Here is a 19,548-nt window from a genome sequence, read left to right as displayed (position 1 = left end):
CATAAAAAAGAAGGACCTAAGTCCTTCTCACACCTACTTCTCTTTGACTTAAATCGAAATACCAATACCATTCTATATTCAGCCATTAACACTCAACTTTTTTAGACTTTCTATTTTTTGCAATGACAACTAAGAGACTAGATAAGGTCAACGTCACCATTCCATATATTGCAAGAGTGGTTGCTTTCTCACCTGTACGCGGTAAAATACGTGTAGCTACTGGCTTTCCTTCTGCCGTCTGGTTAGGAGCTGAAAACGATGTTGAGGATGTTGACTGATCCGGTAAGACTGAAGTAGCTGTACTGGTGCTATTACTTGTGCCAGTACTAGTAGAAGAAGGCATTGTATTTGATGATTGAACAGTCGAATTAGTTGAAGTCGTTACTCCTGTAGAAGGAGTAGAAGTATTGTGCCCTTCAAGTGCAGCTAAACGTTTCTCGACTTCCTCCAACAGAGGAGTAATATCTGGTACAAAGCCTGTACCTATACTGTAGCCGTAGCGCTGAGATGCCGTCAAAATATCTTGTTCCGATTTATTCGGATCCTTCAAAATCGCCTCATACTCAGCCATTTGCTCTGCATCTCTAACCTTTTTAGCTTTCATGTACTTATCATTACGCTCTTTTTTCTCCACTAAGAATTCCTTTATCTTGGTCAAAATAAACTTTTCTTGATCTGGAGATAGCGTCTCATCCATATTATCATCGGTATCCGTTACACCGTATCTATCCAATATGGCTTGAGCTTCTTGTAACGTATCTTTCGTCAATAAAGGAAAATCTGCAGTCACTTGCCATGCACCTGTACTGGCCCCTTGGGCCAATTGTTGAACGAAACGTTTCTGCAACTTATCAGATTCTGAAATGCTAGGATTTTCTTTCACAAGCTCATAATCTTCTTTTGCTTTCTGGGCCTCTGCTCCAAATCCTTCAGCAATTTCTTTCAGAAATTCACCATAAAACACATGATAGTCCTTCACCAATTGAGCCTGTATAATCTCTGACAACTCTTGTTCTGTTAAATTTGTATATCCACCAGAACTTATATGGAAATCTGCCATTTGCATTGATCTAGTTGTAGGAGCACCTGCCTCCGCAAAAACAGTCTGAGTCACACCGATGCTAAATATTCCCAGACACGCTAATAAGGTAACATATCGCTTCATTATAATTTTCTCCTGATTTATGTAATGCCTAGATTTCATTATAATATATCCTGCCTAAAATAACAAGCCTACTATTCATATTGAACACAAAAACACCAGACCGCTCAACAACCAGTCTAGTGTTTTTTCTACTTATTCCCCAAACTCCGCTTCTACAACTTCAAGCGCGCGCTCGATGACTAGATGCATATCGTAATACTTGTAATCTGCCAAACGACCGCAGAAAATGACCTTGTCCTTCAGGCTTTCTGCTTCTTTGGCATAGTTGGCAAAAATGGCATTGTTTGCTGCATCGTTGATAGGATAGTAGGGTTCATCCCCTTTTTTCCAATCGGCTGGATATTCCTTGGTGACGACCGTCTTTTCTTGGGTTCCAAATTCAAAGTGCTTGTGCTCAATGATCCGAGTATAGGGTACTGCTCTTTCTGTGTAGTTGACCACAGCATTTCCTTGAAAATTATCTGTGTCCAGCACCTCGTGTTCAAAGCGAAGCCCGCGGTAGTCCAACTCCCCATGCTTGTAGTCAAAATACTGGTCAATCATGCCCGTAAAGACCACCTTGTTCGCCTGCGCCTCCCATGCTGACCTCTCTTCAAAGAAATCCACCCCAAGCTCCAACTCAATTCCCTCTAGCATTTTTTCGATGATGACATTATAACCACCCTCTGGAATCCCTTGGTAGCGATCATTGAAGTAGTTATTATCAAAGGTAAAGCGAACTGGTAGACGTTTGATGATAAAGGGTGGCAAATCTGTCGCAGAACGTCCCCACTGCTTTTCTGTGTAGCCCTTAATCAGGATTTCATAGACATCTTTTCCAATCAATTTCAGGGCCTGCTCCTCTAAATTCCGAGGCTCTGTATCCTGTAAATGCTGGGTTTGCTCCGCAATTTTCTCCTTGACCTCTTGAGGTGTTTTCGTACCCCACATGGCATAAAAGGTATTCATATTGAAGGGCAGATTATACAACTTCCCTTGATAATTGGCAACAGGAGCATTGATATAGTGGTTAAAGGTCGCAAATTGATGGACATAGTCCCAGATTCGTTTATTGGATGTATGGAAAATATGCGCCCCATATTTATGGACATTGATGCCCTCTATCAACTCACAATAGATATTGCCTCCGATATGGTCTCGCTTGTCAATCACTTTTACTTTTTTTCCACGCTTGGTCGCTTCATAGGCAAATACTGCTCCAGACAAACCTGCTCCAACAATCAGATAATCGTACATCTCTTCACTCTCTTCCCTAGTCTAAGCATTCTACTCGTCAAAAAATCCTCTGCCATTTTCTTCGAGCATAATGGTACCATTATATCATAATTTGGAGACTATGGTTCATCCCGTTTGATTTGTTCATACTGATTCGTTCCGTCCTGCAATTTCTCCCAAATCACGACTTGATTTTGGGCTAAAGATTTCTGCACATCGATGATGCGCTGGTTGGACGATCCCCGAAATTGCAACATGAGATTGCGTTTTGTGCGGTCGTAACGTCCATCGACTAGGATGTCAATATGGCGCAGCAATTCCAACTTATCCGGCGTCTCCAGCATCATTTCCTCCCAGGTATAGCCCGTCCAAGACCAAATGTCCTTATCAGGCAACTCTCTTCGAATCCGCTTGACCAAGGGAAGCAAAATTCCCGTATTCAAAAACGGCTCACCACCTAGCAGGGTCAGCCCCTGTACATAAGGATGAGCAAGGTCTTGCATGATTTGCTCCTCCAGCTCCTTGGTGTAAGGAATGCCTGCCTTAAAAGACCAAGTGGCCACATTATAACAGCCCTCACAATGAAACATACAACCTGCGACATAAAGGGAATTGCGCACCCCTTCGCCATCCACAAAGTTAAAGGCCTTGTAGTCAATAATCCTTCCCTGACTCAATTCTTCACTTTTCCACTCTTGTGGTTTGGGATTATTCATAACTCCTCCAAGTCAATCCAGTACCGCTCCGTCTCCCCAACTTGATTTTCCAACTGTCCACCTTGGGAGAGAATGGTTCTGCGACTGGCTTCATTATCCACATGGCAGGTCAAAAGCACCCGAGAAATATTTTTTCTCTTTGCTTCCAACAATCCTAGACGCAACTGCTCCTTGGCATACCCCTTTCCTCGCTCGCTAGGACGGATACTATAGCCAAGGTGACCGCCGTGATTAAGCAAGTGTTCATTGAGTCGCAAGCGCAGATTGACAAACCCCAGCGCTCTGCCTGTATCATCGAAGGAGACATACTGGATAAAAGGCACAAATCCAGCTGAAAGTCCCAAGCCCATCTCAGCAGCAGCGTTGGTTTCAAGCCACTCTTCATACTCAAACTTCTCTCCACCAAAAAAGCCATCCGTGGCACTCTTAGCCGTACGAAATTCTTCCACCATCTCTAGAATCGCCACTTTATCCGCCAAAGTCGGTCGTCTCAATTCCATAGCCTACTCCTTACTTATGATGTAAAGGCTGGGACAAAATCCCCAGCCTCATTCATGTTGATCGTTCAGACAGGTTGAGCTGTCCCATCTTATTTCCCTTGTTTTTTTAAAAATTGTTCCCGCAACTGGGCAATCTTGTCTGTTTTCTTGAGGCCACCTTTGGAATGTTTCTCGTGGTAGCGTGTTACAAGGGCTTTGCCCTTATCATCTAGTTGATACTTTCCCATTTTCATCTCCTTTTATATATATTGTTGAACCGTTCATGTGTTTGACACGCGCAGCAATTTCCTTGTGACGGCCATTGACCATAGGTCTAGCCTGTGGATTGCCCAAATAGCCACAGGTCCGCTTGACCACATCGACAGTCTTTGGATCCGTATTGCCACAGTTTGGACACTTAAAGCCCCGTTCAGTCGGTGTAAAGTCCCCCTCAAAATGGCATTCATAACAGCGATCAATCGGAGTATTGGTTCCCAAATACCCCACACGGTCATAGGCAAAGTCCCAGACAGCTTCCAAGGCCTTAGGATTTTGCTGCAAAACAGGATATTCACAATAATGGATAAATCCACCTGTCGCACCCGCTTCTGGATACTCTTTTTCAAATTCTAATTTTTCAAACGGAGTTGGATTCTTGCTCACATTATAATGGAAGGAATTGGTATAGTATTCCTTATCCGTAATATCCTTGACCAACCCAAACTTTTCTCGGTCTAAACGGCAGAAACGGTCTGTCAGACTTTCAGATGGTGTTGAATAAATCGAAAAATGCACATCATACTCATCTGACCAAGCCCCGACACGCTCTTTCATCATCCGAACAATGTCCAAGGTAAACTCTTTGGCTGCTGGATTGGTCTCCCAATCGCTACCATAAAAGACAGTTGCGACTTCATAGAGACCAATGTAGCCGAGAGAAATCGTCGCACGGCGGTTGGTGAAAAGTTGCCCTACCTCATCGTCCTTGCCCAAGCGCTTGCCAAAAGCACCATACTGGTACAGAATCGGTGCATTGGCTGGACGTGCCTCCATGACACGGTGCATGCGATAAACCAAGGCGTCCTTGGCAATCCCCATCCGTTCCTCAAAAAGATCCCAAAACTTGAGCATATCTCCGCCAGATTCCATGGCAATCCGCGGAAGATTGAGGGTCACGACACCGAGATTCATTCGGCCAGAATTGACTTCTTCGCCATTTTCATCCAACCAGCCCTGTAAGAAAGAGCGACAACCCATCGGTGCTTTAAAAGAGCCCGTCAAATCAATAATCTTATCATAGGACAAGACATCAGGATACATCCGCTTAGTCGCACATTCCAAGGCCAGCTGCTTGATGTCGTAGTTAGGACTACCTTCTTCCAGATTCAAGCCTCGTTTGAGGGTGAAAATCAATTTTGGAAAAATAGCCGTCCGCTCTTCACTCCCCAAGCCCTTGATCCGAATCCGTAAAATCGCTTTTTGAATCTCCCGCTCAAACCATGATGTTCCTAGACCAAATCCTAAGGAAGTAAAAGGTGTCTGACCATTTGAGGTAAATAAGGTGTTAATCTCATACTCCAAGGACTGCATGGCATCATAGATGTCTTTTTGGGTCTTTTCACGGGCATACTCTTCCTGCTTTTCAGGCAAGACCCACTCTCTTGCGTCCTTCAAGTGCTTTTGATAATTCAACTCGGCATAAGGTGCCAGCAACTCATCTACACGGTCTGCCGTACAACCTCCATATTGGCTGGAGGCAACATTGGCAATGATTTGTGAAATCTGCGCCGTCGCTGTCTGAATCGACTTAGGACTTTCTACCTCGGCATTCCCAATCTTAAAGCCATTGGCCAGCATCCCCTTGAAATCAATCAAGCAGCAATTAGTCATGGGCGTATAGGGACTGTAATCCAAGTCATGGAAATGAAGATCCCCTTTCTGGTGGGCGTTTGCCACATGGGCTGGCAGGAGCTTGAGCCCAATAGATTTGCCTACGATACCTGCCGTCAAATCCCGCTGGGTATTAAAGACATCACTATCCTTGTTGGCATTTTCATTGACCACCGTCTGATCTTTGGTCAAGAGCTTTTCAATCGTAAAATTGATGTCCATGGCTTGATGGCGCTCAAAATCCCGCTTGGTGCGATACTGAATATACAGTTCTGCTAATTCATACAAGTGGGCTTTCAACAATTCCTGCTCGACAATGGTCTGGATTTCATAAATCTGAATATCCTGATGAAAACGCCGACCAATCTCCGCTAGCACTGCCTGAGTCACTTGATCAAGGGCCGCTTGCGAACAAGGGTGTGCCATCTCATCATTGGCCCGACCAAGCGCCGCCAAAATCTTCTCCGCCTCAAAGGCTACTGTCCGCCCGTCTCGTTTTAATACTAAAATTTCTGGTACAATAACCCGTTCTGTTTGTACTACCATTTCACATTCTCTCCTTTCTCTGTCTTTCTATAGTGTATCACTTCGCTATCATAAAATCAACATCTAGTAGCAAAATTGTAATTTTTTAAAAAAACACACAATATATAGATTGTTTTATAATAAAAAATGACTGCTTACACAATCATTTTCATTCTTTTTTCTCGTATAAAGTCAACTGACTAGTTCCCAAATCTACTTTTTCGTAATTGCTTTCTATGTTCGATTTTACTCTATCCAACAGAGCCACCTGCGTATTCACAACGATATACCGCGCCTTGTTCTTGTTCAAATCAAAGGTCAGACCATCCTGATTGGCTTTGGAATCTAGGTAAGGCGTAGCTGTCAAAATTTCTCCTGCTGAAAGACGCTCGCTCTGGAGATAGATCTGAGCGCTATCATCCCATGCATAGATTGTATCTGAACTTTCAGAGTTCTCCTTAATATAGCGAGACACTTCTTGACGTTCCTGCATCACATCGTTCGTCATAACATAGGTAACAACTGGCTTCACTACTAAGAGGAGCAGCACAGCAAGTAATGGTAGATAGATGTGAGATTGGAGGTAGGAATAATGCGCCATCTTTTTCGCTAAAAATTCTTCATTGGAAACGCTAGAAGATAGCTCAATCAAGCCCATGATAAAGCCGTAGGGCAAGAGGATAACCAAATGGCTCAACTCAAAGTGTCCATCTGCTATTAAAAATAGGAGCTGGACTGCAAAAGCCATCACAACAAGGACCTTGAAATACACCCATTTCCCCTGTCCCATTGACACGAATAGCTGCAAGAGATTCTTTAAAAATCCTGATAGGAGCAAGAACAAAAAGATTTGAGCCAGCGTCCAAAGGATACCGCTATATGAAATATTCAAGGCAAACTCATAGAAGAAAGTCTGTTGAATAGCCGCTCCCAACACTTGCTCTACAAAGGTGTAATACCCCACAGAATAAACGATTAGAAGAAAACCAAAGATTGTCGCTAAGGCCTGATAGACACCCCTTGCGAACTGTCGCTGGTTCGTATTATAAATGGTCAATACAAGGCTGGAAACTACCCACAACAAGATGCTCTTAGGATAGATTAAAAAAGCAATCGCGCCGTATACTCCATATAAAATGAACCCTTCATCCCGAGTTGCTCGTTCAAAATACCGTAACAAAAACCATAGACCTGCTATTACAAACGGTAAGGCAAACAAGCTGGCTTGGACACCGCCAACGCTCAAGGCTAGGATAAACAAGTAAAACCAGGTTTGTAATCTCGAGCTGACACGGCTTGATTGGCTGAAGTAACTGCAGATTTTATAAAAATAAATCCCTGCTGCTGAAAGCACAAGCCAGTGCAAGACAACCAGCCCAAGTGTTGTCCCAAATGAAGAACCAACATATACTAATAAATAATAGAGCACTCCACTCGTACCAAAAAATTGACCGTAGGGACTCTGACCTGCGTGCATCGCGAATCCTGCATACAAATCCTGTGATTGCATGTTTGTCGCAAAGGAGGTCAACAAGGGATTGGCAACACTAAGCAAACTCAAAACTAAGCTCCACAACAAAGAAGGCATCACCTTGGTCTTTGGCATATGGTGCTGAAATTCTTCATTAAATAGTGGTTGTCTACTCTGGCGAACACGACGACCGCGTCTTGAATAGCTCTCTGAACGACTGTATGTCACTTCTGTCTCTGTCATTGGATTCTCCTTACACAATTCATTTTATTATAACAAAAAGTATACCGTCTGTCATTTCTTATTTCGCTGGTTTACGATTCGAGCATACTGCTCTAATTCCCGAAAACGATGATAGGCTTGCCGTTGGAACTCCTCTAAAAAGATAGCTATTTCTTGATCTGTCATACCTATCTATTCGTAAAAGAATTCTCTCATGCGAAGCCAAACACTTTCCAGTCCTTTAAATGTGTGTGGTTATCCTAACAACAGTACCCACTTTTTCTAACTGGCGAAAACGTCTTTCCACTGACGCCGAACCTCTGAAATAAAATAGAGCGACCCTGTAATAAACAGTACCTCGTCTGATGAAGCAGTTTCTTCCCATTCTTTGATAAATTGCCTATAATCTGCCTCGTAATGCAGTTCTTCGGGACAATCCATCTCATTGATACCACCGTCATAGGCAAAGCCTGTTAGTACCAATCTAGCCTGTGGCACATTTTTTTCGAGATACTCCAACATTTCTCGAAAATCTTTTCGTTTCAAAGCTGAAAAAAGAATCGTTACTCGTTCCGCTGAAAGAGACTGGATAAATGCTACCAATCGTTCAATGGCAGGAAGATTATGGGCTCCATCCAAATAGATTTGTCCCTGCTGTCCCACTTTTTCTAAACGCCCTGCCCACGTCGTTGTCTCTAGTGCCCGACGCACCATCTCCATGTCGATTGAAACGTTTCGCTGTTCCATCAGGAGAAAAAAGGCCTGTAAAGCAAGAGCTGCATTTTCTTCCTGATGCTGCCCAACCAAGCCTAGCCTTAGTCTCTCAAGCCTTTGTGTCGCATTGGTAAAGAGGCCATTCTGGAGGGAAAAATCCACCCCCTCACAGTAGATTGGCGCTTCTTGTAGCCTAGCCTGCCTACGGCAAATCTCTACCGCAGAAGATGGCAATGGGCCAATGAGTACAGGAACGCCTGGCTTTATAATACCTGCTTTTTGCTCCGCAATCGCTTCTAAACGATGACCGAGCAAGTCCTGATGATCCAAACCAATAGAGGTAATCAAGGTCGCTAAGGGCTCCACTACATTGGTCGTATCCAGCAATCCACCGATTCCAACTTCAACCAAAGCAAAGTCCAACCCCTGGTCCTTAAAATAAAGAAGCATGATGAGGGTCATCACTTCAAAATAGCGAAAGGGTTCATAGACCCGCTCCACCTCTTGTTCCAAAGCAAAAATCTGCTCCGCCAATTTCTGGAAGAGGGCTTCTGGAATCGGCCGACCGTTGATACAAATCCGGTCATAAATCGTGACCATATGTGGAGAAACAAATGTTCCAACCCGAAAGCCTTGAGCGAGCAACAAACTGTTTAAAAAGGCTATGGTGGAGCCTTTTCCATTGGTACCTGCCACATGAACGACGGGCAAGCCTTTCTCGGGATGACCCAGCAAATCAAGAGCATATTGGACTTTCTCCATCTTATAGCGGTAAACTTTTCCCTGCTTAGTTTGTAACCATTTCTCTAGTCTCGTCATCTTTACCTCCATCAACGCTTTCTCTATATAGTCTTTTGAATGAACTTTGATACATCGTCACTTTCGACTTGCCGTACTTCAGTACTGTCTGCGTCTTAAGTTCCTTGTCTGAAAGTCCATTCATTTGACTATAGTATCAACTTTAACCTAAAAAATCAAAAAAGAATGGCGGGTTATTTCACCCACCAATCAGACCAATCGACTGCGACACTATAATGAACTGTCTTCAAGATTCTTACCTCCTTTTCCTTTGATGATCTTAGTATAATAGACCATCAAAAGAATCAACAGGACAAAAATGTCATAAATTCACTGGTATCGCGTCGCCACTGTGCATGCAGTTGCTCCATCAAGTGTAGATTTCCCATCAATTTAGCAAATACCATCGCTTCTTTACAGTAGCTAGAGGCTCGGTTGACATCGCGGTGAACCAAGAGTTCATATTTCCAACGAAGCATACTAAAAATCGGATATTTTTGAAAATCTTGTGTAATCTGCATAATCTGATCAAGCCCCTGAAACAAGGCTGGAATAGGGTCACAGATTTCCTTGGCTCCCAGCACACGAATCGTTGCAAACATGACATTTCTAAGGACAAAGAGATCCTCTGGCTCCATCAGCATGACTTGTTTGGGCAACTCTGCCACCAGCTTTAAAAACATCTTCCTGCTATCAGACTTCTTCCTCAGATTGGACAGATAGGCATGCTCCATAAAAAGATGGATAACCAATAAATCATTCACATCATATTTTCGTTTACGTTCAATCCGCGGGATATGTTTCTTGACAATCTCCCTGCCGAATATGTCTGACTTGGTCTCTAATACATCAATGGTTGACTGCAAGGCATCAATGGCAACCCGTTCTATATCTGGTAATTGGTCATAAAATCGGTCATAAATTTGTTTCAGCTTGCCATTTCGCTTGTCAATTAAATCTGCCCGATTATATGTAGGAGTACGTAAAATATCGTATTTGAGCTTCACGTACTGATCTGGCAAATCAATATAATCAGGCATCAGCTCAAACAAAGATAAACCCAATCGATGCGCAATAAAAAATATTTTAGTCAAAGTGGGCTTCGATATCCCATGTTCAATCCGTGTCAACTGGCGTACGGTCAACTCCCGCTCGTCATCGCAAAACTGCTCTCTGGTCCAGCCACGTTCCTCTCTCAATCTCCGAACTTTCTCTCCAAATCCTTCCTTCTTCATACTTCATCACACTCCTAGAAATATCTATATATTATACCAAAAATAATAAAGCATGACAATTTTCATCTCCGACTGGTAACAGGCAACCTTGGGACAAAAAAATCTACGATTGGAATATCCAATCGCAGATATGGGTTGCTATTCATCAAGCAGATTTTTCTAGAGCAGAGCTAAAAACATCCACCGGAATACTCGCTCTTTCTAGTTTCTTGGAGCGAGGCTAAAAACGTCCCCTCTGGTTTACCTGTCCTTTCGAATTTCTGGGGACAGGGCTAAAAACATCCACTGGAATACTCACTCTTTCGAATTTCTTGGAGCGAGGCTAAAAACGTCCACCGGAATACTCGCTCTTTCGAATTTCTAGGAGCGAGGCTAAAAACGTCCCCTCTGGTTTACCTGTCCTTTCGAATTTCTGGGGACAGGGCTAAAAACATCCACTGGAATACTCGCTCTTTCTAGTTTCTTAGAGCGAGGCTAAAAACGTCCACTATGGTTAACCTGTCCTTTCGAATTTCTGGGGACAGGGCTAAAAACATCCACTGGAATACTCGCTATTTCTAGTTTCTTAGAGCGAGGCTAAAAACGTCCCCCGGACGTTTTTACTCCTCCATAAAGCTGTTGAAGACTTCTTCAATCATATCCCACTCAGCAGTTGCGTCTTCTGGGATTGGTTGGAGGTCACCTTCGGTGCCGTTTTCGTTTTCAATGTATGAGTAGGCTTGGATTTCTACCTCACCGTTTTCATCTTCTTCTGCGCTGGCAGGAATCAAGAGAACGTAATTTTTACCAAACTCTTCTTGTCCGTCAATGGTCAAAAGAATTTCAAACAAGGTCTCATTTCCATTATCGTCTACTAGGGTGATAAACTCGCGTTCATCGTGGTTATGATCATGATCATGTTCGTGGTTGTGTGCCATGTGTTACTCCTTAAAATGTTCTATCTAAATAATTTTGTAAAATGAGTTGTGCAGCTAACTTATCAATCACTTTCTTGCGTTTGCCGCGACTGATATCTGCCTGCTCAATTAACATGCGCTCTGCGGCGACCGTTGTCAGCCGTTCATCCTGATACTTGACTGGCAAACCGTATCGTTCTACCAAACGGTCACCATAGGCTTGACTAGCCTCAACGCGTGGCCCGCTGGTATTGTTCATATTTTTCGGTAGACCGACAACGAATGTGTCCACCTTATATTCTTGGACCAGCTCTGTCAAGCGTTCAAATCCAAATTCGCCCTTCTCCTCGTCAATCGGAATAATTTCCAATCCTTGCGCTGTAAAACCAAGAGGATCCGAAATCGCTACTCCAACCGTTTTGGAACCTACATCTAATCCCATTATTCTCATCAGAGGTCAATCCCATTTCCCTTCAAATAAAAACGGACCAATTCTTCTACGATTTCATCGCGTTCATACTTACGAATCCGGTTCCGCGCATCATTGTAACGAGGGATATAAGCTGGATCTCCACTCAATACATAGCCTACAATTTGGTTAATTGGATTGTAACCTTTCTCATCGAGAGAACGGTAGACATTTGTCAAGGTTTCGCTAATTTCTTGTTTATTGACATCATCCAAACGAAAACGAACAGTTTCTTCTGTGAATCCCATACTTACACCTTCTTTCCTTATTCTATTACCTTTATTATACCATATTTAGTCTATACTATCAATGATTCGACCTTATATTACCGGCTTTTGCAGGCTCGATGTTATCCGCAACAAATTCCATTATCTGCGACAAAAAAAGTTTGACCAAAAAATCAAACTTTTCTCTCTAGTGTGTACCTTATAGAGCTGCACGCAGACGAGCTTGCGCATTCTCTACATTGCGTACAGAACGGGGTAGAAAAGCACGGATGTCGTCTTCTTTATAGCCTACCTGGAGGCGTTTCTCATCGATTAGGATGGGGCTTTTTAAAATACGTGGATTTTCCGTAATCAATTCAATCACTTCATTGACACTCAAATCCTCAATATCGCAGTCGAGATTTTTAGCATAGCGATTTTTAGAGGATACAATACTTGCAATCCCGTTTTCAGTCTTCGTCAGAATATTTAAAATCTCTTCTTTGCTGATAGCTTCTTTTCCTAAATTATGCTCGTTGTATGATAACTGGTGAGCATTGAGCCAGTTTTTCGCTTTTTTACAACTTGTACAGCTGGAAACTGTATAAATTTTAATCATGTAGTCTCTCCTTTGCTACATTTTCTTAAACACATTATACTCCATTATACCATAGAAAGGCTTCAGTCTAAAGACCTATTTTTCACTTTTTACCTCATTATTTTGTAAAATTTGATAAAAATATTCGTAAAACGGGGTGTTTTTATACAAAAAAGGCGAGAACAAATCTCCACCTCTTTCTCTTTATGCTTTTAATCTTCTAACTCAATCCCGCCGTCCAAATCAAGAACAACATCTTGAATGTCTGCTGGAACTTCTGTCTTTTCAGCAACTGCTGCAGACTCTGTATCTTCAATCAAGCCATAGTGAACGCGGATCTTGCGATCGATTTCGGCAAATACTTCTGGATTCTCTTCCAAGTATTTCTTAGCGTTTTCTGAACCTTGGCCGATTTTCTCATCGTTGTAGGAATACCAAGCACCGGCTTTTTTAATGATGCCAAGATTGCTACCGATCTCAATCAATTCACCCGTTTGTGAAATTCCATGACCATACATGATTTCGACAACTGCTTCCTTGAAAGGAGGAGCGACCTTGTTTTTAACGATTTTAACCTTGGTCTCTTTTCCGACATTGGTATCTTTTTGATCACCACTACCCTTAATTTGAGTATTTCCACGAACATCCATACGGACAGATGCATAGAATTTCAGCGCACGTCCACCAGGCGTTGTCTCAGGATTTCCAAACATCACACCAACTTTTTCACGCAATTGGTTGATGAAAATCGCAATCGTTTTGGTCTTGTTAATTGAAGCGGACAACTTACGCATAGCTTGGCTCATCATACGCGCCTGCAAACCAACGTGGCTATCCCCAATCTCACCATCAATCTCCGCACGAGGTACAAGGGCTGCAACCGAGTCAACAACCACGAGGTCAACGGCACCTGAATCAATCAACTTACCAGCAATTTCAAGTCCTTGCTCACCAGAGTCTGGTTGAGATAAGAGCAACTCGTCAATATTCACACCAAGCGCTTGGGCATAGGCCGGGTCAAGTGCATGCTCCGCATCGATAAAGGCTGCAATACCACCTTCTTTTTGTGCTTGGGCAACTGCATGAAGAGCCACTGTCGTCTTACCTGAACTTTCAGGACCGTAGATTTCGATAATCCGTCCCTTTGGATAACCACCAGCACCCAAGGCAATATCGATGGATAAACTTCCTGAACTCATGACTTGTACTTTTTGTTCTGCCCGCTCTCCGAGGCGCATAATCGCACCTTTACCAAAATCTTTTTCAATCGTTTTTAGAGCGTCATCTAAGGCTTTCTTACGTTCATCACCAAATTTTTTGGTAATATCTTCTAATTTTTTACTTGGTTTCTTTGCCAATTTTCCTTCTCCTCTAGTTGTCGTTATTTGTTCATTATAGCAAATTTTTATGGTTTAACAAAATGTTACGCATGGTATTCAGGGCATGTAAACATGCAATATGGCGCATGTGTTGCTCCGTATAGCCACCTAAGTCTACCTCGGTGACAGTTAGCTGGCCATGTACCGATACAGCGATGTAGTAGGTCGCCATCACATTATCTGCCTGTGATTCTGGCTTTAGTTCTCCTAGCAAAGCAAGTCCCACATCTGCCTTGGAATCTTCACAGATAAAGGCTGCCAATTCTTGAGCCTTCTGAACATCCACCCTTTCATCACTCACTACTAGACCTCCCTTAAAGAGTTGACGATTCTGTAAAGAAAGTGTCAGGTCTGCTTGGAGTAAGCCAGCGGTTAGGTTTTCCACCATGGCAAAACGAAGACCTTGCTCTTCTAGTTCACGGGCCACAATCTTAGAAAGGCTATTGTCATCTCCATAGCCATAGAGACAGGTAGCAAGATGGTCTCGGGCTAGGATTTCTTGCTCTAAGCAATCGAGTTTCTGTTTGGCTGTTTCTTCATCTTCTGCCTTTGTAGACAAGCGCAAGGTGACTTCACCTGTCTTGGCATAGGGTGCCAGAGTTGGATCCGATTGATTTTCAATCACATCCGCCAAAATCGTCACCAACTGACTTTCGCCAATCCCAAAGAAGCGTAGCACACGCGAGTACAACTTTTGGTTTGAATGAAGCAATAAGGGCTGTAAACTTTCTGTAAACATGGCTTTCAACTCGCTGGGTGGGCCAGGTAGCACGACGTAGGTCACTTGATTTTCTTCTATCAAAGCTCCAACTGCTAAACCTGCTGGATTTTGAAGTGCCCTACTTCCTTCGACCAGCTGCGCTTGGCGCTCGTTATTGGGAGTACGCACGCGTCCTTTTCTACTGGCAAAAAAGCGGTCTAACTTGGCCAAAGCGGTGGAATCAAAGACCAAATTTTTACCTAGAAACTTAGCTAATGTTTGCTTGGTCAGGTCATCTTCGGTCGGCCCTAGCCCTCCGCAAAGAACGATCAAATCACTGCGCTTACTCGCAATATCTAGGACAGACAAGAGACGCTTTTCGTTGTCACCAACTGCGGTATGAAAAAAGACATCGATGCCTAACTCGGCGAATTTTTCTGATAAAAATTGAGCATTGGTGTTGACGATTTGCCCCGTCAGAATCTCCGTTCCAACTGCAATCAACTCTGCTTTCATATAAACCTCCTCATCTTATTATTCGTAAAATATTTTCTTGATTATAACATAAAAAGAACCGGATTGGTTCTTTGATATTTATTCTCATAGCAAGAATGCCGTAACATTATTAAAGATGTGTAAACAGGAACTAAAATAAATATTTTTATTCGTTCGTAAGAAAAGAATTCCCCAGATAATTCCAGCTGGTAGATGCAACAAAACCGTCAGTAATTCAGAAGTTTGTAAACGTTGGGCATGGTTGAGTACAAATAAGACAGCAGACACCACTATAGCAACTGTTTTTGAACATTTTTCTGACAATCTACCTACTAAAAATTGTCTAAAGAAAAATTCTTCCACCAAGGGACCTGCTACTCCCAGTATTAGAATACTGATGATAGGAGAAAAATGATTAAACACAAAAGCAACAGTATTAGGGTTAGTAGAAATCAATTCTAAATTGAAAACTGAAGTCAACGTCACGACCAGCAGTGAAAAGAGCGTATCAGCTAAACTTGTTACGATAAAACCAAGCACTAGGATTCCTAAAGATTTGGTTTTATGTGTCCTAATCCATTGCCACTTCTGCCGTAATTCTTCCCTGTAGGCAACGATTCCTAGCCAGCATAAAAGGATATAGAGAACAAATTGAAAGAAGATACGTTGTTCTGAAGTGAGAGAAAACAAACTGCCAATGACTCGATTTCCTCCCATCACAAACATCACACCATATAAAACCGTAAAAACTACAACCGACTTTCTCTGTTTTTCCATAAGGACACCTTTTTCTTGATGAATCTTGAAATATCCAATAGAAAAAGGATGAAAATAGCGCCCGCAATCACATAAGCATAAAAGTTGCTATCATGACTGAATAAGAGCAGTAGCACGAGAATGAGGCTGAGCAGGGCATATTTGAGAAGTAAGGTCTTCTTGGAATGACTTGGCGCTTCAAGCCCAATCAAGGCATCAAAGGACATACCATAGAGCTGACTCAGTTCTTTTAGGTAATCAGCCGCTGGAAGGGTGCGCGCATTTTCCCAATTGGAGATGGTTTGACGGCTGACCCCGAGTTGCTCTGCTAGATATTCCTGAGAATGACCTGCTTCTAGTCGCTTGTTTTTTATCACTTGACCTATTGTCATATTTCCTCCTCAGTTTACAGTAGCAAGTGAAGCCTGTCGAGACCAAATCCTTTTACAAGGCACGTCAAAATGCTTTTCCGTGGGACTTTAATGGTACTCACAATCCACTTCATGATCATTTACAAGTCCTGTAGCCTGCATATAGGAATAGGCGCAGACGGGACCAACAAAGGTAAAGCCACGTTTTTTCAAATCTTTGGACAGTTGTTCCGACAAGTTCGTCTTGCTAGGCGCTTCTCGATAGTTCTTTACATGATTGTCAACTGGTGTAAAGTTAACCCAAGACCAGAGATAGTCTGCAAAGGTGCCGTATTCTTCCCGAACCTTGAGAAAGGCTTGCGCATTTTGTCGCGTAGCAAAAATCTTAGCCCTGTGCCGGACGATGGCTGGATTCTCCAACAGGCTTTCCAGTTCACTGTCTGACATCTGGGCAACTGCGAGTACATCATAATCATGAAAGGCTTGGCGAAAACCTGTCCGTTTATTGAGAATGGTTTCCCATGATAGTCCCGCTTGGTAGCTTTCTAGGCATAGGAGTTCAAAGAGAACCTGATCTTCTTTGACAGGTCGTCCCCACTCTTCATCATGGTAGGCTACATATAAGGGGTTATTTTCTTTGACCCAACCGCATCGTTTCATGGACGTTGCTCCTATTTCATTAACATCTTGAGGGCCGACTTGATATAATTTTCAGCAGTATCCGTTGTTCCTTCAAAGAATTTCTTGATTTTCTTCAATTCTGCTGGACGATAGCCCAAGGCCTCCATGGCTTCCATGGCTTCATCAAGCGCAGTATTGTCAGATTCCTCAACAGCTAGGCTTGGCACTTCAGCCTGCTCTGACAAGACAAACTTGCCTTCCAAATCGAGCACCATTTGCTGGGCGGTCTTTTTCCCGATTTTGGGAAACTTGGTCAAGTAGGTAATGTTTTTCTGCTCAATCGCCCGCACCAAGCCATCATTATCATCGACTGCAATAATGGCAAGCGCTGTTGTCGGACCAATCCCTGACACAGAAATTAGGCTCAAAAAGACGGACTTTTCTGCCTCTGTCCGAAAACCGTACAAGAGATGCGCATCTTCTCGAATGACCTGGTGGGTATAGACCGTCACCTGCTGATTCATGGCGCCTGAGTAGGCATAGGGATTGGCCACTTGCAAGATGAAGCCAACACCTCCAACCTCAACCACAATATATTTTGCGGTGATTTTTGTTAGGATTCCTTTGATATAATCGTACATATTCTCTTTCTCTCTAATATTTACCCAACTCACGTAGGCTGGTATGATTTTCTTGAATGCGACGGAACATTTTTTCCATATCGGATGTCGTAAAATGAACCAAGACTGGCCGCCCATGCGGACAATTATAGGGATTTTTACAGGTCGCTAATTGCCGTAACAGATGGCGGGCCGAATTATCATCCAGCGAATGATTGGCTTTAATCGACCGTTTACAAGACATCATAATAGCCAGTTCTGCTCGGTAACGCTTGATGGATACCTCATCTGTCAACAAGAGCATGTCGCACATCTCATAGACGGCAGATTCAATCTCGTCTTCTTTCATCCAAATCGGATGTTCGCGCAGAATGAATTGGTTGACACCATACTCTTCTAAGTTGACACCGACTTGACACAAGGAATCTAATTTCTGCTTGAGCGACAGGGCATCATTTGCAGGGAAGTCAAAGATATAGGGCACTAAAAGTTGCTGGGAAGAATTGTCGACATTGCCAATGCTGTCACGGTATTCTTCATATTTGACCCGTTCTTGGGCTGCATGCTGGTCAATAATATAAAGACCTGATTTTCCTTGTGCAAACAGATACGTGCCGTGCATTTGTCCGAAATATTCTAACTCTGGGAAGGTTGAGCTTTCTTCGTTTTCTAGGCGATCGGCTAATTTTGCCAACTCTTTTTTTCCAAGATTTGGATGTTCTTGATCATCAGAGACCATCTCTTCTCGCTGGGCAAATTTGATATTGACAGGTTTGTCAACTTCCTTGTCAACTGGTTTGACAGGCTCAAATTCCTTGATTTCCTCAGCAACTGTTTCTGGTTTGACAAAGAAATCCTGCCGAACGGTATCGTAATAAAGATTGGTTTCTTTTAATGGTAGGGTGACTTGCTCCGTCTTGACCTTGGTTCTAGTGCTTGATTTGGCTAAATTCTCCAACGCATCTGGAATTAAATCCTGCTCCTTGAGTGCTGATGAAATTGCCTCACGAATGAGGGTCATCAATTCCTTTTCTTTCGAAATCCGCACTTCCTGCTTAGTCGGATGAACATTGACGTCCGCCAAATAGGGATCAATCTGAATGTCAATCACCGCAAGCGGAAAACGACCAACCATCAGTTTGCTGCCATAACCATCTAAAATCGCACGGTTGAGCAAGAAATTCTTGATATAACGACCGTTGATGAAAATGCTGATATAATTGCGATTGGCCCGTGTCAGCTCTGGTAACGAGACGTAGCCAGACACCTGAAAATCCAAGTCCTCCGCTGCAATCTCAACCATTTTTTTAGCGGACGCAATCCCGTAAACACCTGAAATGGCTTGGCGGAGATTCCCCGTCCCAGCCGTTTGAATTAATTCGCGCCCTTCATTTACCAAGCTAAAGGCAATCTCGGGATGGGCAAGACTCAAGCGATTGACCACATCCACAATGTGAGACAATTCTGCCTGCTGACTTTTGACATATTTGAGCCGTGCAGGTGTGTTGTAGAAGAGATCTTCTACAGAGATTCGAGTACCGATAGGTCGGCTCATGACTTCTTCCCTGGTCACCTGCCCTGCTTCAGCTTCTAAAACAAGCCCGTGAGGTGCCACTTCTGTGGCGGTCTCCACTCGAATCCGACTGACAGAGGCGATGGAGGGTAGAGCCTCCCCACGAAAGCCTAGTGTCCGAATGCGGAACAAGTCTGCCTGACTTTTGATTTTACTGGTTGCATGACGGCGCAAAGCAAGAGACACCTCGCTTGGTGCAATTCCTTCGCCGTTGTCGCTTATTTCAATTTTTTTTAATCCTGATTCTTCGATACTGATGCTAATTTGACTAGCTCCTGCATCGATAGAATTTTCCACCAATTCTTTGACCACACTAGCAGGACGCTCAATCACCTCTCCTGCTGCAATCTGATTGGCAAGGACTTCTGGTAGTTCAATAATTGTTGCCATACTGTATCCCTGTCTTTCTAATGACCCTATTATACCATAAAGGG

Annotated in this window: 20 protein-coding genes; all 20 read right to left on the bottom strand. The window is 43.2% G+C overall.

All coding sequences use genetic code 11. The features are described from left to right. Nucleotides 1–85: 85 nt before the first annotated feature. Nucleotides 86–1,165 (bottom strand): LPXTG cell wall anchor domain-containing protein, encoded by a 1,080-nt coding sequence (locus tag BU202_RS07485; protein WP_075105172.1) that lies wholly within the window; start codon nucleotides 1,163–1,165, stop codon nucleotides 86–88. A gap of 132 nt (nucleotides 1,166–1,297) precedes the next feature. Continuing rightward, on the bottom strand, nucleotides 1,298–2,401 hold the full coding sequence (glf, locus tag BU202_RS07480) for a UDP-galactopyranose mutase (RefSeq protein ID WP_075105171.1): 1,104 nt from the start codon (nucleotides 2,399–2,401) through the stop codon (nucleotides 1,298–1,300). 98 nt (nucleotides 2,402–2,499) lie between these two features. Beyond that, nucleotides 2,500–3,096 (bottom strand): anaerobic ribonucleoside-triphosphate reductase activating protein, encoded by a 597-nt coding sequence (gene nrdG, locus BU202_RS07475; RefSeq protein WP_075105170.1) that lies wholly within the window; start codon nucleotides 3,094–3,096, stop codon nucleotides 2,500–2,502. Next, nucleotides 3,093–3,596 (bottom strand): GNAT family N-acetyltransferase, encoded by a 504-nt coding sequence (locus BU202_RS07470; protein WP_075105169.1) that lies wholly within the window; start codon nucleotides 3,594–3,596, stop codon nucleotides 3,093–3,095. Before BU202_RS07470 ends, nrdG begins: the two co-directional genes overlap by 4 nt. An 89-nt stretch (nucleotides 3,597–3,685) precedes the next feature. Next, nucleotides 3,686–3,823 (bottom strand): hypothetical protein, encoded by a 138-nt coding sequence (locus tag BU202_RS10560; RefSeq protein ID WP_089503456.1) that lies wholly within the window; start codon nucleotides 3,821–3,823, stop codon nucleotides 3,686–3,688. Beyond that, a complete protein-coding gene (gene nrdD, locus BU202_RS07465; protein WP_075105168.1) occupies nucleotides 3,801–6,011 on the bottom strand; it encodes an anaerobic ribonucleoside-triphosphate reductase in 2,211 nt (736 codons plus the stop codon). The genes BU202_RS10560 and nrdD overlap by 23 nt, the downstream gene beginning before the upstream one ends. A gap of 148 nt (nucleotides 6,012–6,159) precedes the next feature. Beyond that, a complete protein-coding gene (locus BU202_RS07460; RefSeq protein WP_075105167.1) occupies nucleotides 6,160–7,704 on the bottom strand; it encodes a quinol oxidase in 1,545 nt (514 codons plus the stop codon). A 261-nt stretch (nucleotides 7,705–7,965) separates the two neighbouring features. Next, nucleotides 7,966–9,216, bottom strand: coding sequence for a bifunctional folylpolyglutamate synthase/dihydrofolate synthase (locus tag BU202_RS07455; RefSeq protein ID WP_075105166.1), 1,251 nt, complete (start codon nucleotides 9,214–9,216; stop codon nucleotides 7,966–7,968). Nucleotides 9,217–9,500: 284 nt separating this feature from the next. Further along, nucleotides 9,501–10,430 carry a helix-turn-helix domain-containing protein gene (locus tag BU202_RS07450; RefSeq protein WP_075105165.1) on the bottom strand — a complete coding sequence of 310 codons (930 nt, stop codon included), beginning with the start codon at nucleotides 10,428–10,430 and terminating at the stop codon, nucleotides 9,501–9,503. A 599-nt stretch (nucleotides 10,431–11,029) separates the two neighbouring features. Next, nucleotides 11,030–11,347 carry a DUF1292 domain-containing protein gene (locus BU202_RS07445; RefSeq protein WP_075105164.1) on the bottom strand — a complete coding sequence of 106 codons (318 nt, stop codon included), beginning with the start codon at nucleotides 11,345–11,347 and terminating at the stop codon, nucleotides 11,030–11,032. Between the two features lie 10 nt (nucleotides 11,348–11,357). Continuing rightward, complete coding sequence (gene ruvX / locus BU202_RS07440; protein ID WP_075105163.1) at nucleotides 11,358–11,777, bottom strand: Holliday junction resolvase RuvX; 420 nt, start codon at nucleotides 11,775–11,777, stop codon at nucleotides 11,358–11,360. Then, a complete protein-coding gene (locus BU202_RS07435) occupies nucleotides 11,777–12,043 on the bottom strand; it encodes an IreB family regulatory phosphoprotein (RefSeq protein WP_075099514.1) in 267 nt (88 codons plus the stop codon). The genes ruvX and BU202_RS07435 overlap by 1 nt, the downstream gene beginning before the upstream one ends. 178 nt (nucleotides 12,044–12,221) lie before the next feature. Next, nucleotides 12,222–12,620, bottom strand: a complete 399-nt coding sequence (gene spx / locus BU202_RS07430) for a transcriptional regulator Spx (protein ID WP_075105162.1) — start codon at nucleotides 12,618–12,620, stop codon at nucleotides 12,222–12,224. A 191-nt stretch (nucleotides 12,621–12,811) separates the two neighbouring features. Then, the gene (recA, locus tag BU202_RS07425; RefSeq protein ID WP_075105161.1) at nucleotides 12,812–13,957 is read right to left on the bottom strand and encodes a recombinase RecA; all 1,146 of its coding nucleotides are present in this window, start codon (nucleotides 13,955–13,957) and stop codon (nucleotides 12,812–12,814) included. Between the two features lie 34 nt (nucleotides 13,958–13,991). Next, nucleotides 13,992–15,194: a competence/damage-inducible protein A gene (locus BU202_RS07420; RefSeq protein ID WP_075105160.1), complete on the bottom strand. Its 1,203-nt coding sequence runs from the start codon at nucleotides 15,192–15,194 to the stop codon at nucleotides 13,992–13,994. Between the two features lie 84 nt (nucleotides 15,195–15,278). Next, nucleotides 15,279–15,950: a CPBP family intramembrane glutamic endopeptidase gene (locus BU202_RS07415; protein WP_075105159.1), complete on the bottom strand. Its 672-nt coding sequence runs from the start codon at nucleotides 15,948–15,950 to the stop codon at nucleotides 15,279–15,281. After that, the gene (locus BU202_RS07410; protein WP_075105158.1) at nucleotides 15,923–16,321 is read right to left on the bottom strand and encodes a helix-turn-helix transcriptional regulator; all 399 of its coding nucleotides are present in this window, start codon (nucleotides 16,319–16,321) and stop codon (nucleotides 15,923–15,925) included. The genes BU202_RS07415 and BU202_RS07410 overlap by 28 nt, the downstream gene beginning before the upstream one ends. An 87-nt stretch (nucleotides 16,322–16,408) precedes the next feature. Further along, nucleotides 16,409–16,960 carry a DNA-3-methyladenine glycosylase I gene (locus BU202_RS07405; protein WP_075105157.1) on the bottom strand — a complete coding sequence of 184 codons (552 nt, stop codon included), beginning with the start codon at nucleotides 16,958–16,960 and terminating at the stop codon, nucleotides 16,409–16,411. 11 nt (nucleotides 16,961–16,971) lie between these two features. Next, complete coding sequence (gene ruvA, locus BU202_RS07400; RefSeq protein ID WP_075105156.1) at nucleotides 16,972–17,562, bottom strand: Holliday junction branch migration protein RuvA; 591 nt, start codon at nucleotides 17,560–17,562, stop codon at nucleotides 16,972–16,974. Between the two features lie 13 nt (nucleotides 17,563–17,575). Then, complete coding sequence (gene mutL / locus BU202_RS07395; protein WP_075105155.1) at nucleotides 17,576–19,504, bottom strand: DNA mismatch repair endonuclease MutL; 1,929 nt, start codon at nucleotides 19,502–19,504, stop codon at nucleotides 17,576–17,578. Nucleotides 19,505–19,548: the final 44 nt, after the last annotated feature.

The organism is Streptococcus cuniculi, assembly GCF_001921845.1.
GTDB lineage: Bacteria > Bacillota > Bacilli > Lactobacillales > Streptococcaceae > Streptococcus > Streptococcus cuniculi.
The sequence above is the reverse complement of the archived record's forward strand: the minus strand, read 5'-3'. Positions and strand labels throughout refer to the sequence as shown.

Bases quoted from the DNA above. Each gene is read 5' to 3' on its own strand.
- BU202_RS07485 (WP_075105172.1), bottom strand. From the start codon at position 1,165: ATGAAGCGATATGTTACCTTATTAGCGTGTCTGGGAATATTTAGCATC.
- glf (WP_075105171.1), bottom strand. From the start codon at position 2,401: ATGTACGATTATCTGATTGTTGGAGCAGGTTTGTCTGGAGCAGTATTT.
- nrdG (WP_075105170.1), bottom strand. From the start codon at position 3,096: ATGAATAATCCCAAACCACAAGAGTGGAAAAGTGAAGAATTGAGTCAG.
- BU202_RS07470 (WP_075105169.1), bottom strand. From the start codon at position 3,596: ATGGAATTGAGACGACCGACTTTGGCGGATAAAGTGGCGATTCTAGAG.
- BU202_RS10560 (WP_089503456.1), bottom strand. From the start codon at position 3,823: ATGGGAAAGTATCAACTAGATGATAAGGGCAAAGCCCTTGTAACACGC.
- nrdD (WP_075105168.1), bottom strand. From the start codon at position 6,011: ATGGTAGTACAAACAGAACGGGTTATTGTACCAGAAATTTTAGTATTA.
- BU202_RS07460 (WP_075105167.1), bottom strand. From the start codon at position 7,704: ATGACAGAGACAGAAGTGACATACAGTCGTTCAGAGAGCTATTCAAGA.
- BU202_RS07455 (WP_075105166.1), bottom strand. From the start codon at position 9,216: ATGACGAGACTAGAGAAATGGTTACAAACTAAGCAGGGAAAAGTTTAC.
- BU202_RS07450 (WP_075105165.1), bottom strand. From the start codon at position 10,430: ATGAAGAAGGAAGGATTTGGAGAGAAAGTTCGGAGATTGAGAGAGGAA.
- BU202_RS07445 (WP_075105164.1), bottom strand. From the start codon at position 11,347: ATGGCACACAACCACGAACATGATCATGATCATAACCACGATGAACGC.
- ruvX (WP_075105163.1), bottom strand. From the start codon at position 11,777: ATGAGAATAATGGGATTAGATGTAGGTTCCAAAACGGTTGGAGTAGCG.
- BU202_RS07435 (WP_075099514.1), bottom strand. From the start codon at position 12,043: ATGGGATTCACAGAAGAAACTGTTCGTTTTCGTTTGGATGATGTCAAT.
- spx (WP_075105162.1), bottom strand. From the start codon at position 12,620: ATGATTAAAATTTATACAGTTTCCAGCTGTACAAGTTGTAAAAAAGCG.
- BU202_RS07420 (WP_075105160.1), bottom strand. From the start codon at position 15,194: ATGAAAGCAGAGTTGATTGCAGTTGGAACGGAGATTCTGACGGGGCAA.
- BU202_RS07415 (WP_075105159.1), bottom strand. From the start codon at position 15,950: ATGGAAAAACAGAGAAAGTCGGTTGTAGTTTTTACGGTTTTATATGGT.
- BU202_RS07410 (WP_075105158.1), bottom strand. From the start codon at position 16,321: ATGACAATAGGTCAAGTGATAAAAAACAAGCGACTAGAAGCAGGTCAT.
- BU202_RS07405 (WP_075105157.1), bottom strand. From the start codon at position 16,960: ATGAAACGATGCGGTTGGGTCAAAGAAAATAACCCCTTATATGTAGCC.
- ruvA (WP_075105156.1), bottom strand. From the start codon at position 17,562: ATGTACGATTATATCAAAGGAATCCTAACAAAAATCACCGCAAAATAT.
- mutL (WP_075105155.1), bottom strand. From the start codon at position 19,504: ATGGCAACAATTATTGAACTACCAGAAGTCCTTGCCAATCAGATTGCA.